A 16,087-nucleotide genomic window follows, 5' to 3' on the forward strand; every position below is an offset into this window, starting at 1 on the left:
ATTGAAACTTTATATTGAAACTTTAAATGAATTTCTAAAACCAGTTTTTAACTGATTTTTAACCGGGTTTTGACTGAACATTTGGCAAAGAAGAAAAACAAAGCAAATAAGAAAAAACAAATTAAGAACGATAAATTAGAAAAAAAGTTTTAGAAGGCTGCATCAACATAATCAACCGGCCTTTTGAAAACAGCTGTAATCATGCCGTCTTCATCGATCTCATTTGAAAACTTGATCAGTTCCCAGCCTTCAACTCCAAGGTTGTTAAGGTCTTCTTTTGTTTTTGACCACTCGCTGAACCTTATCTCTTTAACATCGTATTCCCAGACGGTCACTTGTATTCATCTCCAGTAAAGTTGGGTAATATTATCTCATATATTAACTGGGGATATCTGCTATATTTATCTTTTTAAAAAATATATTTGCCATTAAATCAACTAAACTTGATTTGGAGGGGAATAGAGGCATTTGCCTGAAAATCTACTTCGATTGTAAAAGATACCTGAGACCTGCAAAAGAATAATTTCCGCGTTCAGAAGATATTTCTCAGGAAGTTAAAGGTTCGACTGGATACTAAAAGCAGTAATGAAAAGCCCTGATAATTTGTTTCTTACTGGGTTATAAGCAGATAACCCGATATACAATTGCGGTGTACAATTGAATTAAAGTTTCTCCGGAAAAAAGATTAAAGTAATTAATAACAGTAAAAGCCATAAAACAAGCCTGAAAGAGCCCAGAAAGAGCTCAGGAAACAAAACGAAAAATCTGACGATCAAGTGACAAAAAAGAAATAATTCTGAGAGGAGAAAGGCCTGAAAACGAAAATAAACTCAACCAGTTTCGGTTCGGTTATAGTCAAAGGGAAACTCTTTAAGTACGATATCCTTATCCGCCTGGACGGGCAGGTCGAAAAGCGCAGGAAAAAGCTCTCGAAAGAAATCTACGGGACATCCCATAAAATCTCTCTTGCCGAAGCGGAGTACATCTATGAAGAAGGAACCAGAAAGGTAATTATCGGAACAGGTCAAATAGGGTTTGTAAAGCTTTCAAAAAAAGCCAGAAAATTCTTTAAAGAAAAAAATATCAAGACGAAACTCTTTCCAACCCCTGAAGCAATTAAGCTCTGGAACAAAAGCAAAGGAAAGACCATTGCGATGTTCCACATAACCTGCTGAGTTTTTCTCCCCTCATAAAAGCACAAAAATTAAAAATAATGAGAATGAGTTATCAAACAAACTCAGACATCATTTAACTTAAATTTCAACCAGCTCGTATTCCCTGCTCCCAAGCCCTATTTCTTCAGCATATTCAAGCTGGTGAGTGCCGTCTACTTTGGGCCAGGTCCCTTTGAACTTGTCAGCCCCAGCTTCGTGATTGCACTGTAGAGCAGAGCCTGTAATTCCTTTCTGCCTGTTCACAAGGTCATAGCTTGCCTGGTCCAGGGCCACAGGATCGGTTGATGCAAGGATCCCTATATCAGGTACAATTGGGGCGTCACTCCAGGGCACGCAGTCGCAGTCCGGTGTGATTTTAAGCAGGAAATTGATATAGCCTACCCTTCTCTCTTTTCCTTTTACCGCCCCGTATGCATATTCAGTCATATATTCAAGGAAGTTCGGGATATCGCGCTCCCAGTCTATATCAATAGCACCTGCCGGACAGACTTCCATACATTGCCCACAGCTTACACAGGCCTCAGTTTCAATCCTTGAAAGTTCACCTTCAAGAGCAGCTGCTCCGGCGGGACAAACTTCAACACATCTACCGCAGCCCACGCACTTTTCTTCATTCACCTGCGGGCTTGTTGGAAAATGCTGGTCCCTTTTCCCGGCAGCAGGCGCACAGCCCATTGCCAGGTTCTTGATAGCTCCCCCGAAGCCTGCAACAATGTGCCCCTTGAAGTGGGACATTACGATCATCGAGTCTGCAGCAACGATGTCGGATCCTATTTTCACGGAATTGAAATGCTTCTGCCTGATCTCGACCTCTGCAATGTTCTGGCTCCTGAGCCCGTCTGAAATAATAAGCGGAGCCCGGACAACAGAATAATCAAAACCATGCTCTATGGCTGTTGTCAGGTGGTCAACTGCATTATGCCGGCTCCCGGAATAAAGGGTGTTCGTATCCGTGATAAACGGCTTTGCTCCGGATGCCCTTATTTTATCTACAACCTGCCGGACAAATACCGGGTTGATGTAGCCGTCATTCCCGTATTCTCCGAAATGGATCTTGATCGCAGTCAGGTCTTCTGCCCCCAGCAGTTCGACAAATCCTGCCTCATCAAAAAGTTTCTGGATCTTGCTTATCTTACTCTCGTGGGGGTTTTTTGCCCTCAGGTCTGCGAAATAGACTTTACTTGCCATTCAAGTACCTCCATAAAATAAGTCTAATTAATTACTCTTACCCGTCCTATGTGGTCAAGAAAGTCTTTTTTGTTTTTAGGTGTTACGCTGTTCGGGAAGAAAGGAAGAATCTGCTTCATTCGGGAAGGTTCACGCAGCACGCTGAGACTGTATAACTATAATAAGTAAGGCTGAGATGACTGATAAATGACTGATAAATGACTGATAAGTGACTAATAAGTGACTAATAAATCTTGCCTGTGTTGAAAGTAAACTTATTTTATTGCTTCCCAGTAAATTTCTTATACTTTTTTTGCGTCAACTGCCATTTTCTGGTATCTTTCCTTTTCAAGCCTCTTCAACCCGATCTCAGACCTTTTCGACTGGAATTTAGCTCTTCAGCTAACCTGTGATAGCTGACAAGCCGCTCTTCCGGAATAAGCCTGTCCTCTACCGCCTCTGCAGGACGGCACAGCCCGGCTCATTTCAGAGGCTGATTAAAAAATAGAACAGGGCAGTGAGTGCCCGCAGATTTCTATGGTTCCGAGGTCAGAGATATTCGAGCGAGGAATCCCATTCAGGGCCTTCTTCATCCAGTTTTGCGTCGATCTCTTCAGCTTTTTTACGGTATTCTTTTGCAGTTTCAGAGTCCCCCAGCTCTTCAAGGAGATTTGCGTAGTTGCTGAAAAGCAAGAAATTACTTTTCAGGAGATTAAGGTCTTCCGGGTCGGATTTTTCCAGGCTTTCGTTAAAGGCAAGGGCTTTTTCAAAGCACTCTTTTCCTTTTTCCGGCTGATCCGTAACCGAATATCCGATCCCGAGATTATTCAGGGCTCCAAGCATATGATGCAGGTGCATGGGGCTTTCAGGGTCGTTTTCATACAGGATTTTTAGGCTTTTGTATGCATATTCGTATTCCGGGATTGTTTCTTCCAGTTTATCGGCATCCCTGTATATGTCCCCCATTTGTTCGGCAAAACTGGCAAGTATCTCCTGAAGCCTCAGGTTCATCGGGCGGGATTCATATAATTTTTCAATGGTTCTGAGGGCAAGTTCATAGTATTTTCTGGCAATGCTTGAGTCTTTCTTTTCGGACTCCAGTTTTTCAAGAAGGGATATTCCTAAAAAGAATGCTTTGCCTGATGTAAGGATTAAGAGCGCCGGGTCTTCAACCTGTTCAACAATTATTTGTTCAAATCTTTCAAGAGCCTGCCTGTGGTAGGCACCGGCTTTTTCCTCGTCTCCAAGTTCGGAATGCAACATTGCAAGTTCAAAGTATGTAGTTTCCATATCCAGAGCATGATCATGATCCACATCGTGGTCATGGTCCGTATCATGGTCATGGCCCATATCGTGGTTGTGGTCCAGGCCGTGGTTGTGGTCGTGGTCCAGGCCGTGGTTGTGGTCGTGGTCCAGGCCGTGGTTGTGGTTCTGATCGTGGCTATGGTTCTGATCGTGGCTATGGTTTGTATCATGGCAACTTTCCGGAGGCATCAGCTCAAGGAGCTGTTTCTGGACTTCCAGGACCCTTTCATACGCACGGATTGCTTTTTCGAATTCTCGATTATTTTTGAACAGCAGGCCCAGACTTGTCAGGGTTTCGAGGAGCCCCTCATGGAAAAATTCGCTCTCGGGATTGGATTCGTAGGCTTCTTGAAATACGGGGAGAGCCCTTTTGTGGTACTGCACTGCAGTTTCAGGCTCCTCCTCCGCATATAGCCTGCCGATCTGGTTCCAGGTATCAGCCTTGTTAGCTTCTAACATGAGTTTATCGGCTTCCGTGGGATGAAGGTTTTCGTAGATTTCGATCTCCTTCTCATAATAAGCCCTTGCCTTTTCAATTTCTTCCTCTTCAACAAAAAGGTCTCCAAGCTCCCGATAGACATCGGAAAGCTTCAGAGAGTATTCAGGGTTTTCAGGTTCTTTTTGCAGCAGGTTTTCATAGATCTGCAATGTGTCCTTATAGCAGATTTCTGCGCTTTCGAATTCTCCTATCTCCGAAAACAGCTCTGCAAGTTCGTCTAAAGACCTGGCAAGGTTTTTATCGGTTCCAAGAATCTCCGGGTATTTGTCCATCAGTTCCCGGAAAGTGTCCCTTGCCTTCGTATAGTAATCCCTGGCTTTCGCAGTCTCTTCCGTATCTGAAAATATTAAACCTGAGTCTTTGTACATATCTGCAAGGGCCATAGAAAAAGGAATGTTTTTGGAAACTGGAATGTTTTCAGAGATGTCAATATTTTCAGAAACAGGAATATTTTCAGAGATAGGAATATTTTCAGAAACAGGAATATTTTCAGGCTCTTCTTCTATCTCGCTTTCAAGCAGGCTCAATGCTTCTTTATAGCACTCCTCTGCCTTTACAAGATTTTCTTGGTCCGAATACATATCGGCGAGGTAGCGGTATGCGTAGCTCAGGTAAACTTTGGTTTCGGAGCTTTCAGGGTCTTTATCAAGGACTTTCCCGTAAATTTCTATTGCCCGGTTATAAATGTGCTTTGCCTCTTCTAAACATCCCTTTTCTTCGCATATCCTTCCAAAATTCATAAGCGAATCATCAAGGCTGCTGAGATGCTCGGACACTTCTGTTTCACTTTTGAGCAATTTCTCAATGATATCAAATCTTTTATAAAAAAGCGGGGATGCTTCTTCGATTAATTCTCCGGCTTCAAAACAGAGCCCTATGTGTTCGATCGTTTCCAGGAACTTTTCCAGGTACTCTGGATTTTCGGGATCTGATTCCAATAATTTCTCAAAGCCCAGAACCGCTTTTTCAAAAATCTCTTCCATCGGATAGATGTATTCTTTTGCTTTATCAGGATCTTCGAGCTTCGAAAGGATGTCTCCAATGCTTCCGATCGTGTCTCCTATAAAGGACTGATACTCTTCCTTTTTCGGTTCTTTTGAAAAAAGCTCCCAGCTAATTTCCAGCGCCTTTCCGAAAAGTGTAAGCGACTCTTCGAGTTCGTCAATTCTGTATGTTGCAAAACCTTTAAAAAACAGGAGATGGTATGAAATCTCAGGATCCTTCACTTCTTTTTCAATCTTTTCAACCTTATCAAGGCTTTCAAAGGCCTTTTTATATTGCTCTTTATCTATTTCGTCGGCTGCTTTCTTCAATAGGCGAAGAGCAGAATCTCGTAGCTTTCTTGACATAGAAATAGCATAGGTTTTTTCATATAATAATTATAGGTCATGGAGGGCTCAATGTAAACTATCCCTCCCTTCTTTCTATCCTGCTTTCTATGAATTCGAAAATGATTGAGTCCTGACGATTCTTGCCTTCTCTAATACAATTCATCTTACGGCTTACCCGTAAATTTCTTATATTTTTTAATAGTCACTGCAATTTGCTTGTGCTTTTCCTTTTCAAGCCGTTTCAGCCCGATTTCGGATTTTTTTGACTGAAATATGAGTTCTTCGGTCAACCTGTGATAGCTGTCCAGCCGCTCCTCAGGAATAAGCCCGTCCTTTACTGCCTGCAGGACAGCACAGCCCGGCTCATCATGGTGAGTGCAATCTTTAAACCGGCAGTTACAGGCTGCATCAACAATCTCGGAAAAAGCTTTTTCAAGGCCTTCGGCAGAGTCTCCGATCTGGATTTCCCTGATACCTGGATTGTCTATAAGAACCGCTCCATTTGGAAGAGGGAACATTTGACGGACTGTAGTTGTATGCCTCCCTTTTTCATCGTCTTCTCTGATACCCGCAGTTCTCTGGACGGTCTCACCAAGAAGAGAGTTAATAAGCGTGGATTTCCCGACACCTGAAGAACCTATGAGTGCAACTGTTTCGCCGGGGTTAAGGTAAGGGCTGAGTGAATCAAGCCCGGTTTTTGAAAGGGCGCTAAGAGGAACGACAGGTACATTCCCTGCAATAGACTGGATTTTTTCTACCAGCAGGGTAGGGTCATCTGCAAGGTCGATTTTGTTAAGTAAAATAACCGGATTTGCCCCGGAAGAATAGACAACTGTAAGATACCTTTCAAGCCTTCGCAGGTTGAGGTCTTTTCCCGCTGCAGTTACAATAAAAATGGTATCAAGGTTTGCAGCAATGATCTGCTCCCCTCCCCCGTCTCCTGCTGCTCCTCTTGAAAGGCAGGTCCTTCTGGGCAGGATATTCACAATCATGCGTGAGCCCAGTTCCGGTTGGTCGAGCAAAACGACAAAATCCCCTACAACTGGCTGCTTTCCAATTTTCTGGAGTGCACCGGAAATTCCCGCCTGTACAACAGCTCCCGGAATTAGGACCTCACAGACTGTTTTATGCCTTGATGAGACTCTCCCGGCAATATAGGATCCTTGATAGACTGAAAATGCCGATTCAAGCTCTTCGTCCCAACCTGGAATATTATCAGTGCGCCTGTGACCTGAAATGCGACCTGAACTTTCCGTTTCGCGATGGTTATTCATTAAATGGAAGTATCCGCTTAAATGGATAAATCTTTTGATATTTTATCTTTTTATCAGATAATTGCATCTAAAAATTTCTTACTTTACTAGATGCAGAAATTCATTCTTAGGATAAGCATCTTCATTTCACCAGTAGATAAACATCTTCACCCCAAAATTTACTCCTCTGTTTCAAACTCTTTTTATAGAAATACAGAGAAGTATGGGAAAGAGTAAGAATGAATGGGAAAGATAAAGATAACGGAAAAGAAGATGCGATGGGCTCTGGACTCGCTCTTGGCATGTCATTGGGTTTGATAATTGGCATTCTTATAGACAACATAGCCCTGGGGGTTGCTTTTGGACCTGTTCTTGGAATGGCTTTAGGAGCAGCTTATGGTAAAAAAGAGAAGGAGAGAGTACGTGAAAAATAAATAGTAATGTACTTTCATGCCAGATGAATAAGATAAATATTGGAAACTTCTTAAAAGACATTTTGCTTATTCTAACTTTTTCTGTGAATTCCAGCAGGGCAGTCGGTTTCATTTTCATGTAATATATTGAATATAAATATTCAGTTCTGGACAGCTTTCCATAATATTAAATAAGCTCCTGAAAGGTATGAAAAAAGAATAAACATTCACAGACAATAAATTTATACTGCTAATTCAATTGATGTTGAGCTGATCCCAAAACTCAAAAACTACTTCTTTGAATCTTGTTTTGAAAGGAACAATCGAACTAATTATCAGCAAAATAGCTATGGGCACCTCCTAATATGGGAGTAAAGAGGCTTTTGGGATAGGCTCGTTGATAAAAAACTACCAGATTCAACGTTAATAAATAATGATAAACAGTATTCATATGGTGATAATATGAAAGTTAAATACGCTACCATCATAGTTGAGGATATGGACGAGTCAATTAAATTTTACACAGAAGCTATGGGATTTGAAATAGATAGCCAACACGATCTCCCTGGAGCAACAATCATATTATTAAAAGGGGAAGGGGATGCTATGATAGAGCTCATAAAAAATACAGAAAATGAAACTGGTTTTTATTCGATGGGGATGGATGTTGAAGACGTAAATACCACAGTGAAAGAACTCAAATCTAAAGGTGTCAAAATCATCATGGAACCCAGACCAATAACAGTTGGAACTCTTGCTTTCATAGAAGACCCAAATGGAGTCAAGATAGCGCTAATTCAACACCACTAATCATTTTTTTCAATTCATTGCGGTTCTTCTCTATTTCATTTGCGCATTTCGTAACAGCAAATATAAACGCCATCATGAATGACCAGTTATTTTCTTTATAATGTGCTTTTGAAATATTATCCTTTAGTGAGGCAGAACGGTATATATTAATATGGCATTAACTTACCATTAATATGGGATATATATGGTTCAAGCGATTATAAACATTGATGAGCGTACTAATCGAATTTTGAATATTATCAAGGCGAAATACGGTTTAAAAGACAAAAGTGCTGCGATAAATAAAATGGCTAAAGAGTATGAAGAAGAGATTTTAGAGCCAGAGTTAAAACCTGAGTACATTGAAAAATTGAAGAAAATAGAAAAACAGGAAGCTATAGAAGTGGGTACGGTTGAAAACTTAAGGAAACGATATGGTCTTTGATTTTTATGTATTTTTTAAAATCCTGTATTATCCAATAATCTCTATATAAATTTTAGAGGACTCCCTCAAGCCTGGTTGACATTTTCTCAGATAATCTCATAGTACAACTTAAAGAGATCTTCCCATATCTCAGCCTTCCAATTCCCAGCAGCCTTTGGAGAAGGTTAGTTAAATTTCAGAGTCAAGGTCCATGCAGTTTAATAAGCCGATTTGCTTAGAAATTCTTTCACAAGCACCCTCGTCCCGTTCATTTGAGATATCATTCCATGACCTCCAGTATCATATAATACAAGCTGCGATTGGTCTATTTTGTTGTGAGCGTTTTCCGCATGTTTGTAACTTACCAGCGCATCATCTTTAGCATGGATAATCAATGTTGGTGCACTAAGATTATCTGCAGGTACGGTATAAAATTCAATCATTTTTTCATCGTTTACGGTGCCTTTATACCTTTGAGACATTGGATGCATTATATCAAGCATTTCCTGTGCCAGTTCTTTCTGTTCCGGGCTAAACGTTTCGTATACCTGTGACGGAATTCCCATCAGTTCCAGAATTGTAGATTGAAAAAATCTTGTGAAGAGCCAGTACACATAGTCAGATTGCTGGATAATGTGAATAATACTAACATAAAAAGGATCCTGGTCGCCTGGTGCCGGGCCCATACTTACAGCAGAAATCAATATTAATGCTGAGCATCTGTCAGGATAGTCGTTTGCAAACTGAGTGGCTGACGGACCTCCAGCTGATACGCCAACAACAATTATTTTATCTATGCTTAAATTGTCCAGAAGAGTTTTATAAGCAGCGGCTTGCGATCCAATTGAAGCATTATCCGGAATGGGTGACCGAAGATAGCCATATCGTGAAACCGAGATGAATTTATAATCGTCCCCGAAAATTACTTTGCCCGCCCAGAGTCCCTGATCATAACCTCCTCCTGCGCCATGTAGCAATAAAACCGGAGTCCCTTCTCCCTTTACAGCATACTCAATATCTCCATACTCTGTTTTCAAAATATTACTGTTCGCAAGCAATTGCTCTTCTGCTTCCGTCATCGTCTCGTGGTAACTCGGATAAGTTAGAGCAATTAGAATAACAGCTGAACAAATTAAAAATGCAAATATAATTAGTAAAATATTCCTGCTTCTTTTCTTAATTTCTTTCAAGAATACCACTTCTAATTTGTAGTCACTATACCCCGGACTCAAGTCCAAACATGTTTGCAACCCCTAAATATCCCACTTTTGAATACTGTTCAGCAATTTATTTCTCAACAGCATTCAAGCCATTTAATAGAAAATTCTCTATACAATATCCCATAACTCACACCTCTTATAATCATTCCGACCTCTATACAAAACTCAAAAATGTAAATTTTGATTGAAAATTTTCGCACGACATTATCCGGTTGGCATGACAATAAGAAGCTCTTTAAAATTTCCTTTGTGGGTCCGGAGGAATTAATTTTAATGGAATTGGAATACACAGGTTTTCTGACAAAACCTATATATTTTCTTTGTTTCCTGCTAAATAGTGTGTTGCATAAAAGAAAATTGAAAAAATGTTATCTGAGAATATTCTGCTTTTTATGTTCATTTCCTTGAAACTAAATTTTATTTCTGTGAAACTAAATTTTTATTTCCATATTTGTGATTTTTACAACAGAACCGGAAAAACTATAGGTGTGGTCTACCAGTGAGTAAGTCCTAAATAGTATAATCATTTGGAAACATCAATATCTAGAGATGGAAGCATGTTGGAAAGCAGAATTATTGCCGCAAAATCTGATGACAGTTATATAGAAAGGATGCACTTTGAAGGCGAGGTGCTTTCGGACGTCGATATCGCAAGGACAGAATTTGAATCGGTACAGTTTATACAATGCCAGTTCAGCAAATGTAATTTTTCAAAAACCAGCTTTTACAATTCGGTTTTTGATAACTGTAATTTTGCAAATTGCAGTTTTACGGAAAGCTACTGGAAAGGCTCTAAAATATTAACGTGCAAGGGCGATGGCAGCAAGTTCAGCAAGAGCCACATGAAAGAAACCTCTTTAGAGGACGGGTCCTTTCGATATGCAGATTTTTCAAGTTCTGTATTGGAGAACTGCACCATTCAGGACTGCAATTTCACGGAAGCGTTCTTATCCGAGATTCGTTTAAAGAAACCCACACTGAAAGCGGTTAATTTCACAGGAGCGGATTTCTTTAAAGCTTTACTCAAAGACATCGACTTATCGGACTGTATCATTGATGGGATCACAGTATCCGATACACGCAATGAACTCAGAGGGGTTATAGTCAATGCCGGGCAAGCAATAGAACTTGCTGCGCGGATTCTGGGAATCAAAATTGTGTAAGGCATTGACTCACTCACATAAATCAGAGGAGAAATGAATGATTTGTCCAGTGTCTATCAGGAAAAGCAACGCTTTTATTATGTCCTCTGGAAGATCGAAGGCTGTAACTATATTTAAATTGTCTGAAAAATAACTGTTACCGCTTCCGTATTCGGAAGGATTGAAAAATAGAAACGTTTAAAAAGATAGCTACAATATAACGCGTTATAAATAATTTATATATAGTGTTTTTAATTAATTGGGATAAATTTGGAGTTAAATTTTTTTGCCAGACAGTAAGTCGAAACTGATTTTGGAATGTTGGAACGATGTTTCAACAGAGGAAGATTCACTTGGATTCAGGCCCTACGTTGAGGCTATCATAGAGTTTCTTACTGCCGATGGTACACGGCCTCCAATTACCCTTTCTATTGAGGGACAGTGGGGGTGCGGTAAATCTCCTTTCATGAGACAATTACAAAGAGAAATCAACAAAAAAATAGAGCAGAAGAAAAACCAGAATATTTTACTGTATGGTTCAACTGCTGGAGATATGAAAAAGAAGATGAGTTATGGGCTGCTTTTGCACTTTGTCTAATGAAACAGTTGTCAGATCATCTTTCCTGGAAACAGCAACTGTTAGCACAATTAAAATTAAGGTGTCTCAGACTTAAATTTAAATGGAAAGGTAAGAATTCAAATTATCTTCACATTCTTTCCTTTATTTTTGCGATTTTTATATTTATTTATTCTATTATAAGTCTTGTAAATATAAATTCTATAAATGAATTATCAGTTACTATTTGGGCGACATTGGCCGGGATTATAGTCCCCGCATTGTATTTTTGGAAAGATCTTAAAGACGTGGTTGGGAATCCTTTTGAATTCAGCAAATTGGAAAACTCATTAACAACCTTCCTGGCTCCTGCAGGCTTTAATCTAAGGTTGTAATTTTCCGTTCTTATGAAATCCTTACTTTCCATAGCTCCGCTTTCAATCAGGCTAATAACTGCCAGATCCACAAGGAACCTGAAAGGCTCCTAAAGGTCATACGCTAAACTGTTCTTGCTTGGTGTCATTTCATGCAGAGAGCCCACATGAGCGTCCAGACCTACAGAATTAATAGCTTTCAGGCATTCAGATTCAAGCGGAGAACAGCCATAATTCAGCATTGTGTTTACCATATCTCCTGAACTCATAGCTCTTCTGAACTGGTCTATCCTGTTACAGAAATCATATTCCTTTGGAACCGCCTTTGAAAAATCAATCCAGTATTTACCGGCTAAGGTTCCCTCTGTTCCCAAAATTTCCCTGGTACTCTTTACATCTCTTAATTTAACAAGTTCGTCCGATAGTCAAATTTAATTTCCGGATATCTTAGACTCAGGAAATCAAGAACAGTCTTGGACTCCTCAAATTTAGCCTCAATAAACTTCTTTGCTATCTCAAGCCTTGCTTCCTTATCTTCAAAAGTATGTTTCAAGAACCAAGTTACGAGTTCCTTCTCAAAACATATGCCATGGATAATAATCCAAAGAATTTAATGATTCCATTAAATCCAGGCATTTGTTTGCTCAAATCACTTGCAGAGTCTTTCACTTCAAGTGTAAGTTCTTTCTTTTGAGCTATAACGTCTTCACCAGAAAAAGAGTAATGTACTTCGGCTTTTATATTATAAATGCCAGCTTCATTCCCTTGGATATCGATCGTCATGGGTTTAATATCGTCACCAGGCTCAACTTCATAAGAAGCCGTGTATATGCCTGCACCAGACCTTGCAAAAGAACTTCCTGTTACCGATACCCCACTCGGTGTTTCAATAATAAGCTGGACCTGCATTTTTGAATTTCCAATAGGATTGAGTGATTCAAGCGTAAATTTTGCATTTTCACCTACTTTTATACTACTCTTTGTGGTTTTAAATGCTACGTAAGGTCCTTTCTTCGATACAGTGACTGGAGTCTCTTTAAAGGTTCCATGCACATTGATATCAGCGTCAGCGGCTTCTATTCGAATAATATGATCTCCAGTTGTGAGGGAGGAAATTGACGTCGAATAGGTTCCTGCTGTTGAATAGGAGTCAATTATTTTTCCATCTAATTTACAAGTTATTTTTCCAATGCCACTATCGTCTTTAACTGAGTATGTAACTATTAAAGACTCTCCTTCTTCTAGTATTTCATCATCATCTCCATCAATTCTCATGGATTCAATGATTATGTTCGGAGTACTTTTATCTTCTAATTTTAAATTAACAGGATAATTAGATTCACGCGACTTAATGTTTATAAAGGCACTTTCTCCATAATACCCATTTTTTGTTACTTTTAATATTGAATTAGTGTTTTTCTTAGCATCAATAGTAATCTTTCCATCGATGTTAGTAACCCCAATATATTTTTCGTCCAAGAAAACCTCAGCATTACTTATTGCATGATGTTTCCCATCCTTCACGGTAATTGAAATGGGGGTTTTAGAATATGTTAAATACAATGTTTCTTTTTGCTCTTTCTTGTAATCTGTTTTAATAATCTGGACTTTTGGATAATAGTCTTCTTTAGTTACATTGAGAAAATGTTCTTCTCCTTCAGTCACTTCTTTTGTCAATTTTCCATTGAAATCCGTTTTTCCTAGTAACTTACCATCTAAGTAAACATCAGCATCCTCAAGGTAAGAAAGACTTGAGTAATCTTTTACTTCAATTGTTAAGTTAATGTAGGAATATATTTTTGCGACACTAAAATTTATTACCTTTTTATTATTTGACTCAGAGACCTCATTAATCTGAGCAGATTTGCCTTCACTATTGGACATATCAGCATAAGCTGAAACTGAAYGRCTTCCACCACYTACTTCTCGATTCACTGTCCATGTAAAGGTGGTTATTGCAGAAGATCCTGCAGATAAATCATTGACTTTTTTAGAATCTACAAACTTCCCATCTACATATAAGCAAAGATAGGAACTGCCTCCAGTGCTCAAACTACCTTGATTTTGAGAGGTTACTGTGAATGTGACAGTATCACCGGTTTTAGGATTTACAGGATCCCAAGTTATGCCTTGAATCACGAGATCTGGTTGCTGGGCAGTTATCTTGAAGTTTTCTGTCATTTTATTGTTTGACTCGGAAACTTCATTAATCTGAGCAGATTTACCTTCACTATTGGACATATCAGCATAAGCTGAAACTGAACGACTTCCACCACTTACTTCTCGATTCACTGTCCATGTAAAGGTGGTTRTTGCAGAAGATCCTGCAGATAAATCATTGACTTTTTTAGAATCTACAAATTTCCCATCTACGTATAAGCAAAGATAAGAACTATCTCCAGTGCTCAAACTACCTTGGTTTTGAGAGGTTACTGTGAATGTGACAGTATCACCGGTTTYAGGACTTGCAGGATCCCAAGTTATGCTTTCAATCACAAGGTCTGGTTGCTGAGCAGTTATCTCAAAGTTTTCTGTCTTATAATTATTTGATTCAGAGACTTCATCAATCGTAGCATATTTGCCTTCTTTGTTAGACATATCAGCATAAGCTGAAACTGAATGGCTTCCACCACTTACTTCTCTATCTACTGTCCATGTAAAAATAGCTGGTTCAGAAGATCCAGAAGGTAGATCGCTGACCTTTTTAGAATCCACACGTTTTTCATCTACATATAAGCAAAGATAGGAACTGTCTCCAGTGCTCAAACTACCCTGATTTTTACAAGATACCATGAATGTAACAGTATCACCAGTTTTAGGATTTGCAGGATCCCAAGTTATGCTTTCAATCACAAGGTCTGGCATATCTTCGGCTTTAACTGTTTGGATAAAGATTGTTGAAGATATAACCAAAAACAGCATAAACAACTGGCGTAAAATTGAGTCTAGTTTAGAGCCTAATATCAAATTGTTTGTATTAAGCGTATGCACCAACCACCAAACATTATTTCATATGCGAGAGAGTTGTTTTCGTTTAAAAATGTTCCTATTTTTCCTTAATTTGAGGTTTCCTGTATTCTTCACATTTATTTTTCTTACTTTCTCCTAGAACAACTATTGGTAAAGCTTCCAGTCGTTCTCTAGCAAAAATATGAATTTTTATTGATTCGTATCTTTTTTCCAAGATGCACATTCATAAGAGCCCTATTTGATCTTCGATTTTGGATCCCTATATCTACACATTTAGTCAAGCTAAGTAAATGTGATTTTAATTAGAAAAGTTAAAAAACCAGAATTTCTAGAAAAGAGTATAAAGAGATGAAATAATGCAAATATCTAAGCGTACCTTTCAGGGAATAATTGTTATAATTGCTATCTTGGTTCTTTCAATATTATCGGCATTAGTTGCAAATAGTGGAACGGTCAACGCAAGCTCGATGTCATTTCAAGATGCATCAGAGGAAGATACTCTTGCAAAACTTAGACAACCGCCTGTTATAAGTTTGACTTCCACAAAAAGTACCATAGAAGCAACAGACCCGGCCATAATAACCATATCCATAATAAATCCCTCTACGAATGATATGAATTTTGATGTAGATATTATTATAAAAACCCCAATTGGCATTTATGTAACTTCGAGTACTTTTCTGAGTAGTGGGTCAAATCAATATATAGGGCATTTTATTGTTAGGCCTGGTGAAGAAAAACATGCAACTATTCAGATAACTTCTGCAGAATTAGGCAAGAAAGAAATTGAATCACAGATCACATATTATCCTGAAGGCAATAAAGACGAGTGCAGGACACTTCAACAAACAATGTCGGTATTTGCAAAAGAAAAGTCACAAGAAATTAACACTACTGATAAAAGTGCCTTCCAGAAATTGTGGAACTGGATCGTGTATGCTCTTGGGGCTATTTTTATCGGAATAGTTGTCGAACATATATCAAAGAGAATTAATACCTAAAAACCAAATCTGTTCTTTTGGCTTTATAGTTTTTTTGAGCTGGATAATTCCAACTAATTGAGAAATAGAGATTTTAATAATAATAAATCAAAAATTTTTTTAATAAGATGCCTTTTGAAAAAGGTTAATCCTTTGATTAAGCCAATCTCTTAAAAGAGATAACTAATTTTTGGCTAAGACAACTTTGTAAAAAGAGAAAATTTAACTTTTAGTTAAGGGAAATTTCTAAAAAAAATGTACTATTCGTACTTTTCAGTAGTATACAAAAAAGTTAATTTCTTATTGAACATATATTATTAAAATTAAAGTAATTTTTTGTTTAGAGCTATTTAGAGCCTATCCGAAAAGTGGTTACCTGCTGTAACTTTTACATTAGGTAATATGCAAAACCGCAACTGGTACTCTGATATCATAGACCTATTATGGCTTTCCAGCATGCATTACTGACTTTTCGGATAGGCACTTAGT

General features: G+C 38.7%; 13 protein-coding genes and 1 pseudogene. 7 read left to right on the plus strand and 7 right to left on the minus strand.

Features of this window, described 5'->3' with window-relative positions; genetic code table 11:
* Window positions 1–149: 149 nt before the first annotated feature.
* Complete coding sequence (locus tag FXV91_RS16515; protein ID WP_229391778.1) at window positions 150–335, minus strand: hypothetical protein; 186 nt, start codon at window positions 333–335, stop codon at window positions 150–152.
* Between the two features lie 546 nt (window positions 336–881).
* Between FXV91_RS16515 and FXV91_RS16520 the strand changes: the two genes are divergently transcribed.
* On the plus strand, window positions 882–1,175 hold the full coding sequence (locus FXV91_RS16520) for a hypothetical protein (RefSeq protein WP_229391791.1): 294 nt from the start codon (window positions 882–884) through the stop codon (window positions 1,173–1,175).
* 78 nt (window positions 1,176–1,253) lie between these two features.
* On the opposite strand, the gene FXV91_RS16525 is transcribed toward FXV91_RS16520, so the two are convergent.
* From FXV91_RS16525 to rsgA, 3 genes are all read right to left on the minus strand, one after another.
* Window positions 1,254–2,363, minus strand: coding sequence for a DUF362 domain-containing protein (locus FXV91_RS16525; RefSeq protein ID WP_229391779.1), 1,110 nt, complete (start codon window positions 2,361–2,363; stop codon window positions 1,254–1,256).
* 528 nt (window positions 2,364–2,891) lie between these two features.
* On the minus strand, window positions 2,892–5,495 hold the full coding sequence (locus FXV91_RS16530; RefSeq protein WP_229391780.1) for a tetratricopeptide repeat protein: 2,604 nt from the start codon (window positions 5,493–5,495) through the stop codon (window positions 2,892–2,894).
* A 146-nt stretch (window positions 5,496–5,641) separates the two neighbouring features.
* On the minus strand, window positions 5,642–6,751 hold the full coding sequence (rsgA, locus tag FXV91_RS16535; RefSeq protein ID WP_229391781.1) for a ribosome small subunit-dependent GTPase A: 1,110 nt from the start codon (window positions 6,749–6,751) through the stop codon (window positions 5,642–5,644).
* Between the two features lie 218 nt (window positions 6,752–6,969).
* Between rsgA and FXV91_RS16540 the strand changes: the two genes are divergently transcribed.
* The 3 genes from FXV91_RS16540 (at window position 6,970) to FXV91_RS16550 (ending at window position 8,377) form a co-directional block, all read left to right on the plus strand.
* Complete coding sequence (locus tag FXV91_RS16540) at window positions 6,970–7,164, plus strand: hypothetical protein (RefSeq protein WP_229391782.1); 195 nt, start codon at window positions 6,970–6,972, stop codon at window positions 7,162–7,164.
* Window positions 7,165–7,605: 441 nt separating this feature from the next.
* A complete protein-coding gene (locus FXV91_RS16545) occupies window positions 7,606–7,953 on the plus strand; it encodes a VOC family protein (protein ID WP_229391783.1) in 348 nt (115 codons plus the stop codon).
* Between the two features lie 184 nt (window positions 7,954–8,137).
* Window positions 8,138–8,377: a DUF2683 family protein gene (locus FXV91_RS16550; protein ID WP_229391784.1), complete on the plus strand. Its 240-nt coding sequence runs from the start codon at window positions 8,138–8,140 to the stop codon at window positions 8,375–8,377.
* A 197-nt stretch (window positions 8,378–8,574) separates the two neighbouring features.
* On the opposite strand, the gene FXV91_RS16555 is transcribed toward FXV91_RS16550, so the two are convergent.
* A complete protein-coding gene (locus FXV91_RS16555; protein WP_229391785.1) occupies window positions 8,575–9,546 on the minus strand; it encodes an alpha/beta hydrolase in 972 nt (323 codons plus the stop codon).
* A gap of 587 nt (window positions 9,547–10,133) precedes the next feature.
* Here FXV91_RS16555 and FXV91_RS16560 point away from each other — a divergent pair.
* Both FXV91_RS16560 and FXV91_RS16565 read left to right on the plus strand, forming a co-directional pair.
* Window positions 10,134–10,739 (plus strand): pentapeptide repeat-containing protein, encoded by a 606-nt coding sequence (locus FXV91_RS16560; RefSeq protein WP_229391786.1) that lies wholly within the window; start codon window positions 10,134–10,136, stop codon window positions 10,737–10,739.
* A 265-nt stretch (window positions 10,740–11,004) separates the two neighbouring features.
* Window positions 11,005–11,316, plus strand: a complete 312-nt coding sequence (locus FXV91_RS16565) for a P-loop NTPase fold protein (RefSeq protein ID WP_229391787.1) — start codon at window positions 11,005–11,007, stop codon at window positions 11,314–11,316.
* A gap of 148 nt (window positions 11,317–11,464) precedes the next feature.
* On the opposite strand, the pseudogene cas1 reads toward FXV91_RS16565, so the two are convergent.
* Window positions 11,465–12,022: pseudogene (cas1, locus tag FXV91_RS16570) on the minus strand (CRISPR-associated endonuclease Cas1).
* Between the two features lie 187 nt (window positions 12,023–12,209).
* Window positions 12,210–14,513, minus strand: a complete 2,304-nt coding sequence (locus tag FXV91_RS16575) for a CARDB domain-containing protein (RefSeq protein WP_229391788.1) — start codon at window positions 14,511–14,513, stop codon at window positions 12,210–12,212.
* Between the two features lie 461 nt (window positions 14,514–14,974).
* Here FXV91_RS16575 and FXV91_RS16580 point away from each other — a divergent pair, with 461 nt between their 5' ends.
* Complete coding sequence (locus FXV91_RS16580) at window positions 14,975–15,619, plus strand: hypothetical protein (RefSeq protein WP_229391789.1); 645 nt, start codon at window positions 14,975–14,977, stop codon at window positions 15,617–15,619.
* The last annotated feature ends 468 nt before the right edge of the window (window positions 15,620–16,087 follow it).

It is taken from the genome of Methanosarcina sp. DH2, assembly GCF_020804225.1.
Taxonomy (GTDB): domain Archaea; phylum Halobacteriota; class Methanosarcinia; order Methanosarcinales; family Methanosarcinaceae; genus Methanosarcina.

Bases quoted from the DNA above. Each gene is read 5' to 3' on its own strand.
- FXV91_RS16540 (WP_229391782.1), top strand. From the start codon at position 6,970: ATGAATGGGAAAGATAAAGATAACGGAAAAGAAGATGCGATGGGCTCT.
- FXV91_RS16560 (WP_229391786.1), top strand. From the start codon at position 10,134: ATGTTGGAAAGCAGAATTATTGCCGCAAAATCTGATGACAGTTATATA.
- FXV91_RS16550 (WP_229391784.1), top strand. From the start codon at position 8,138: ATGGTTCAAGCGATTATAAACATTGATGAGCGTACTAATCGAATTTTG.
- FXV91_RS16530 (WP_229391780.1), bottom strand. From the start codon at position 5,495: ATGTCAAGAAAGCTACGAGATTCTGCTCTTCGCCTATTGAAGAAAGCA.
- FXV91_RS16525 (WP_229391779.1), bottom strand. From the start codon at position 2,363: ATGGCAAGTAAAGTCTATTTCGCAGACCTGAGGGCAAAAAACCCCCAC.
- FXV91_RS16545 (WP_229391783.1), top strand. From the start codon at position 7,606: ATGAAAGTTAAATACGCTACCATCATAGTTGAGGATATGGACGAGTCA.
- rsgA (WP_229391781.1), bottom strand. From the start codon at position 6,751: ATGAATAACCATCGCGAAACGGAAAGTTCAGGTCGCATTTCAGGTCAC.
- FXV91_RS16580 (WP_229391789.1), top strand. From the start codon at position 14,975: ATGCAAATATCTAAGCGTACCTTTCAGGGAATAATTGTTATAATTGCT.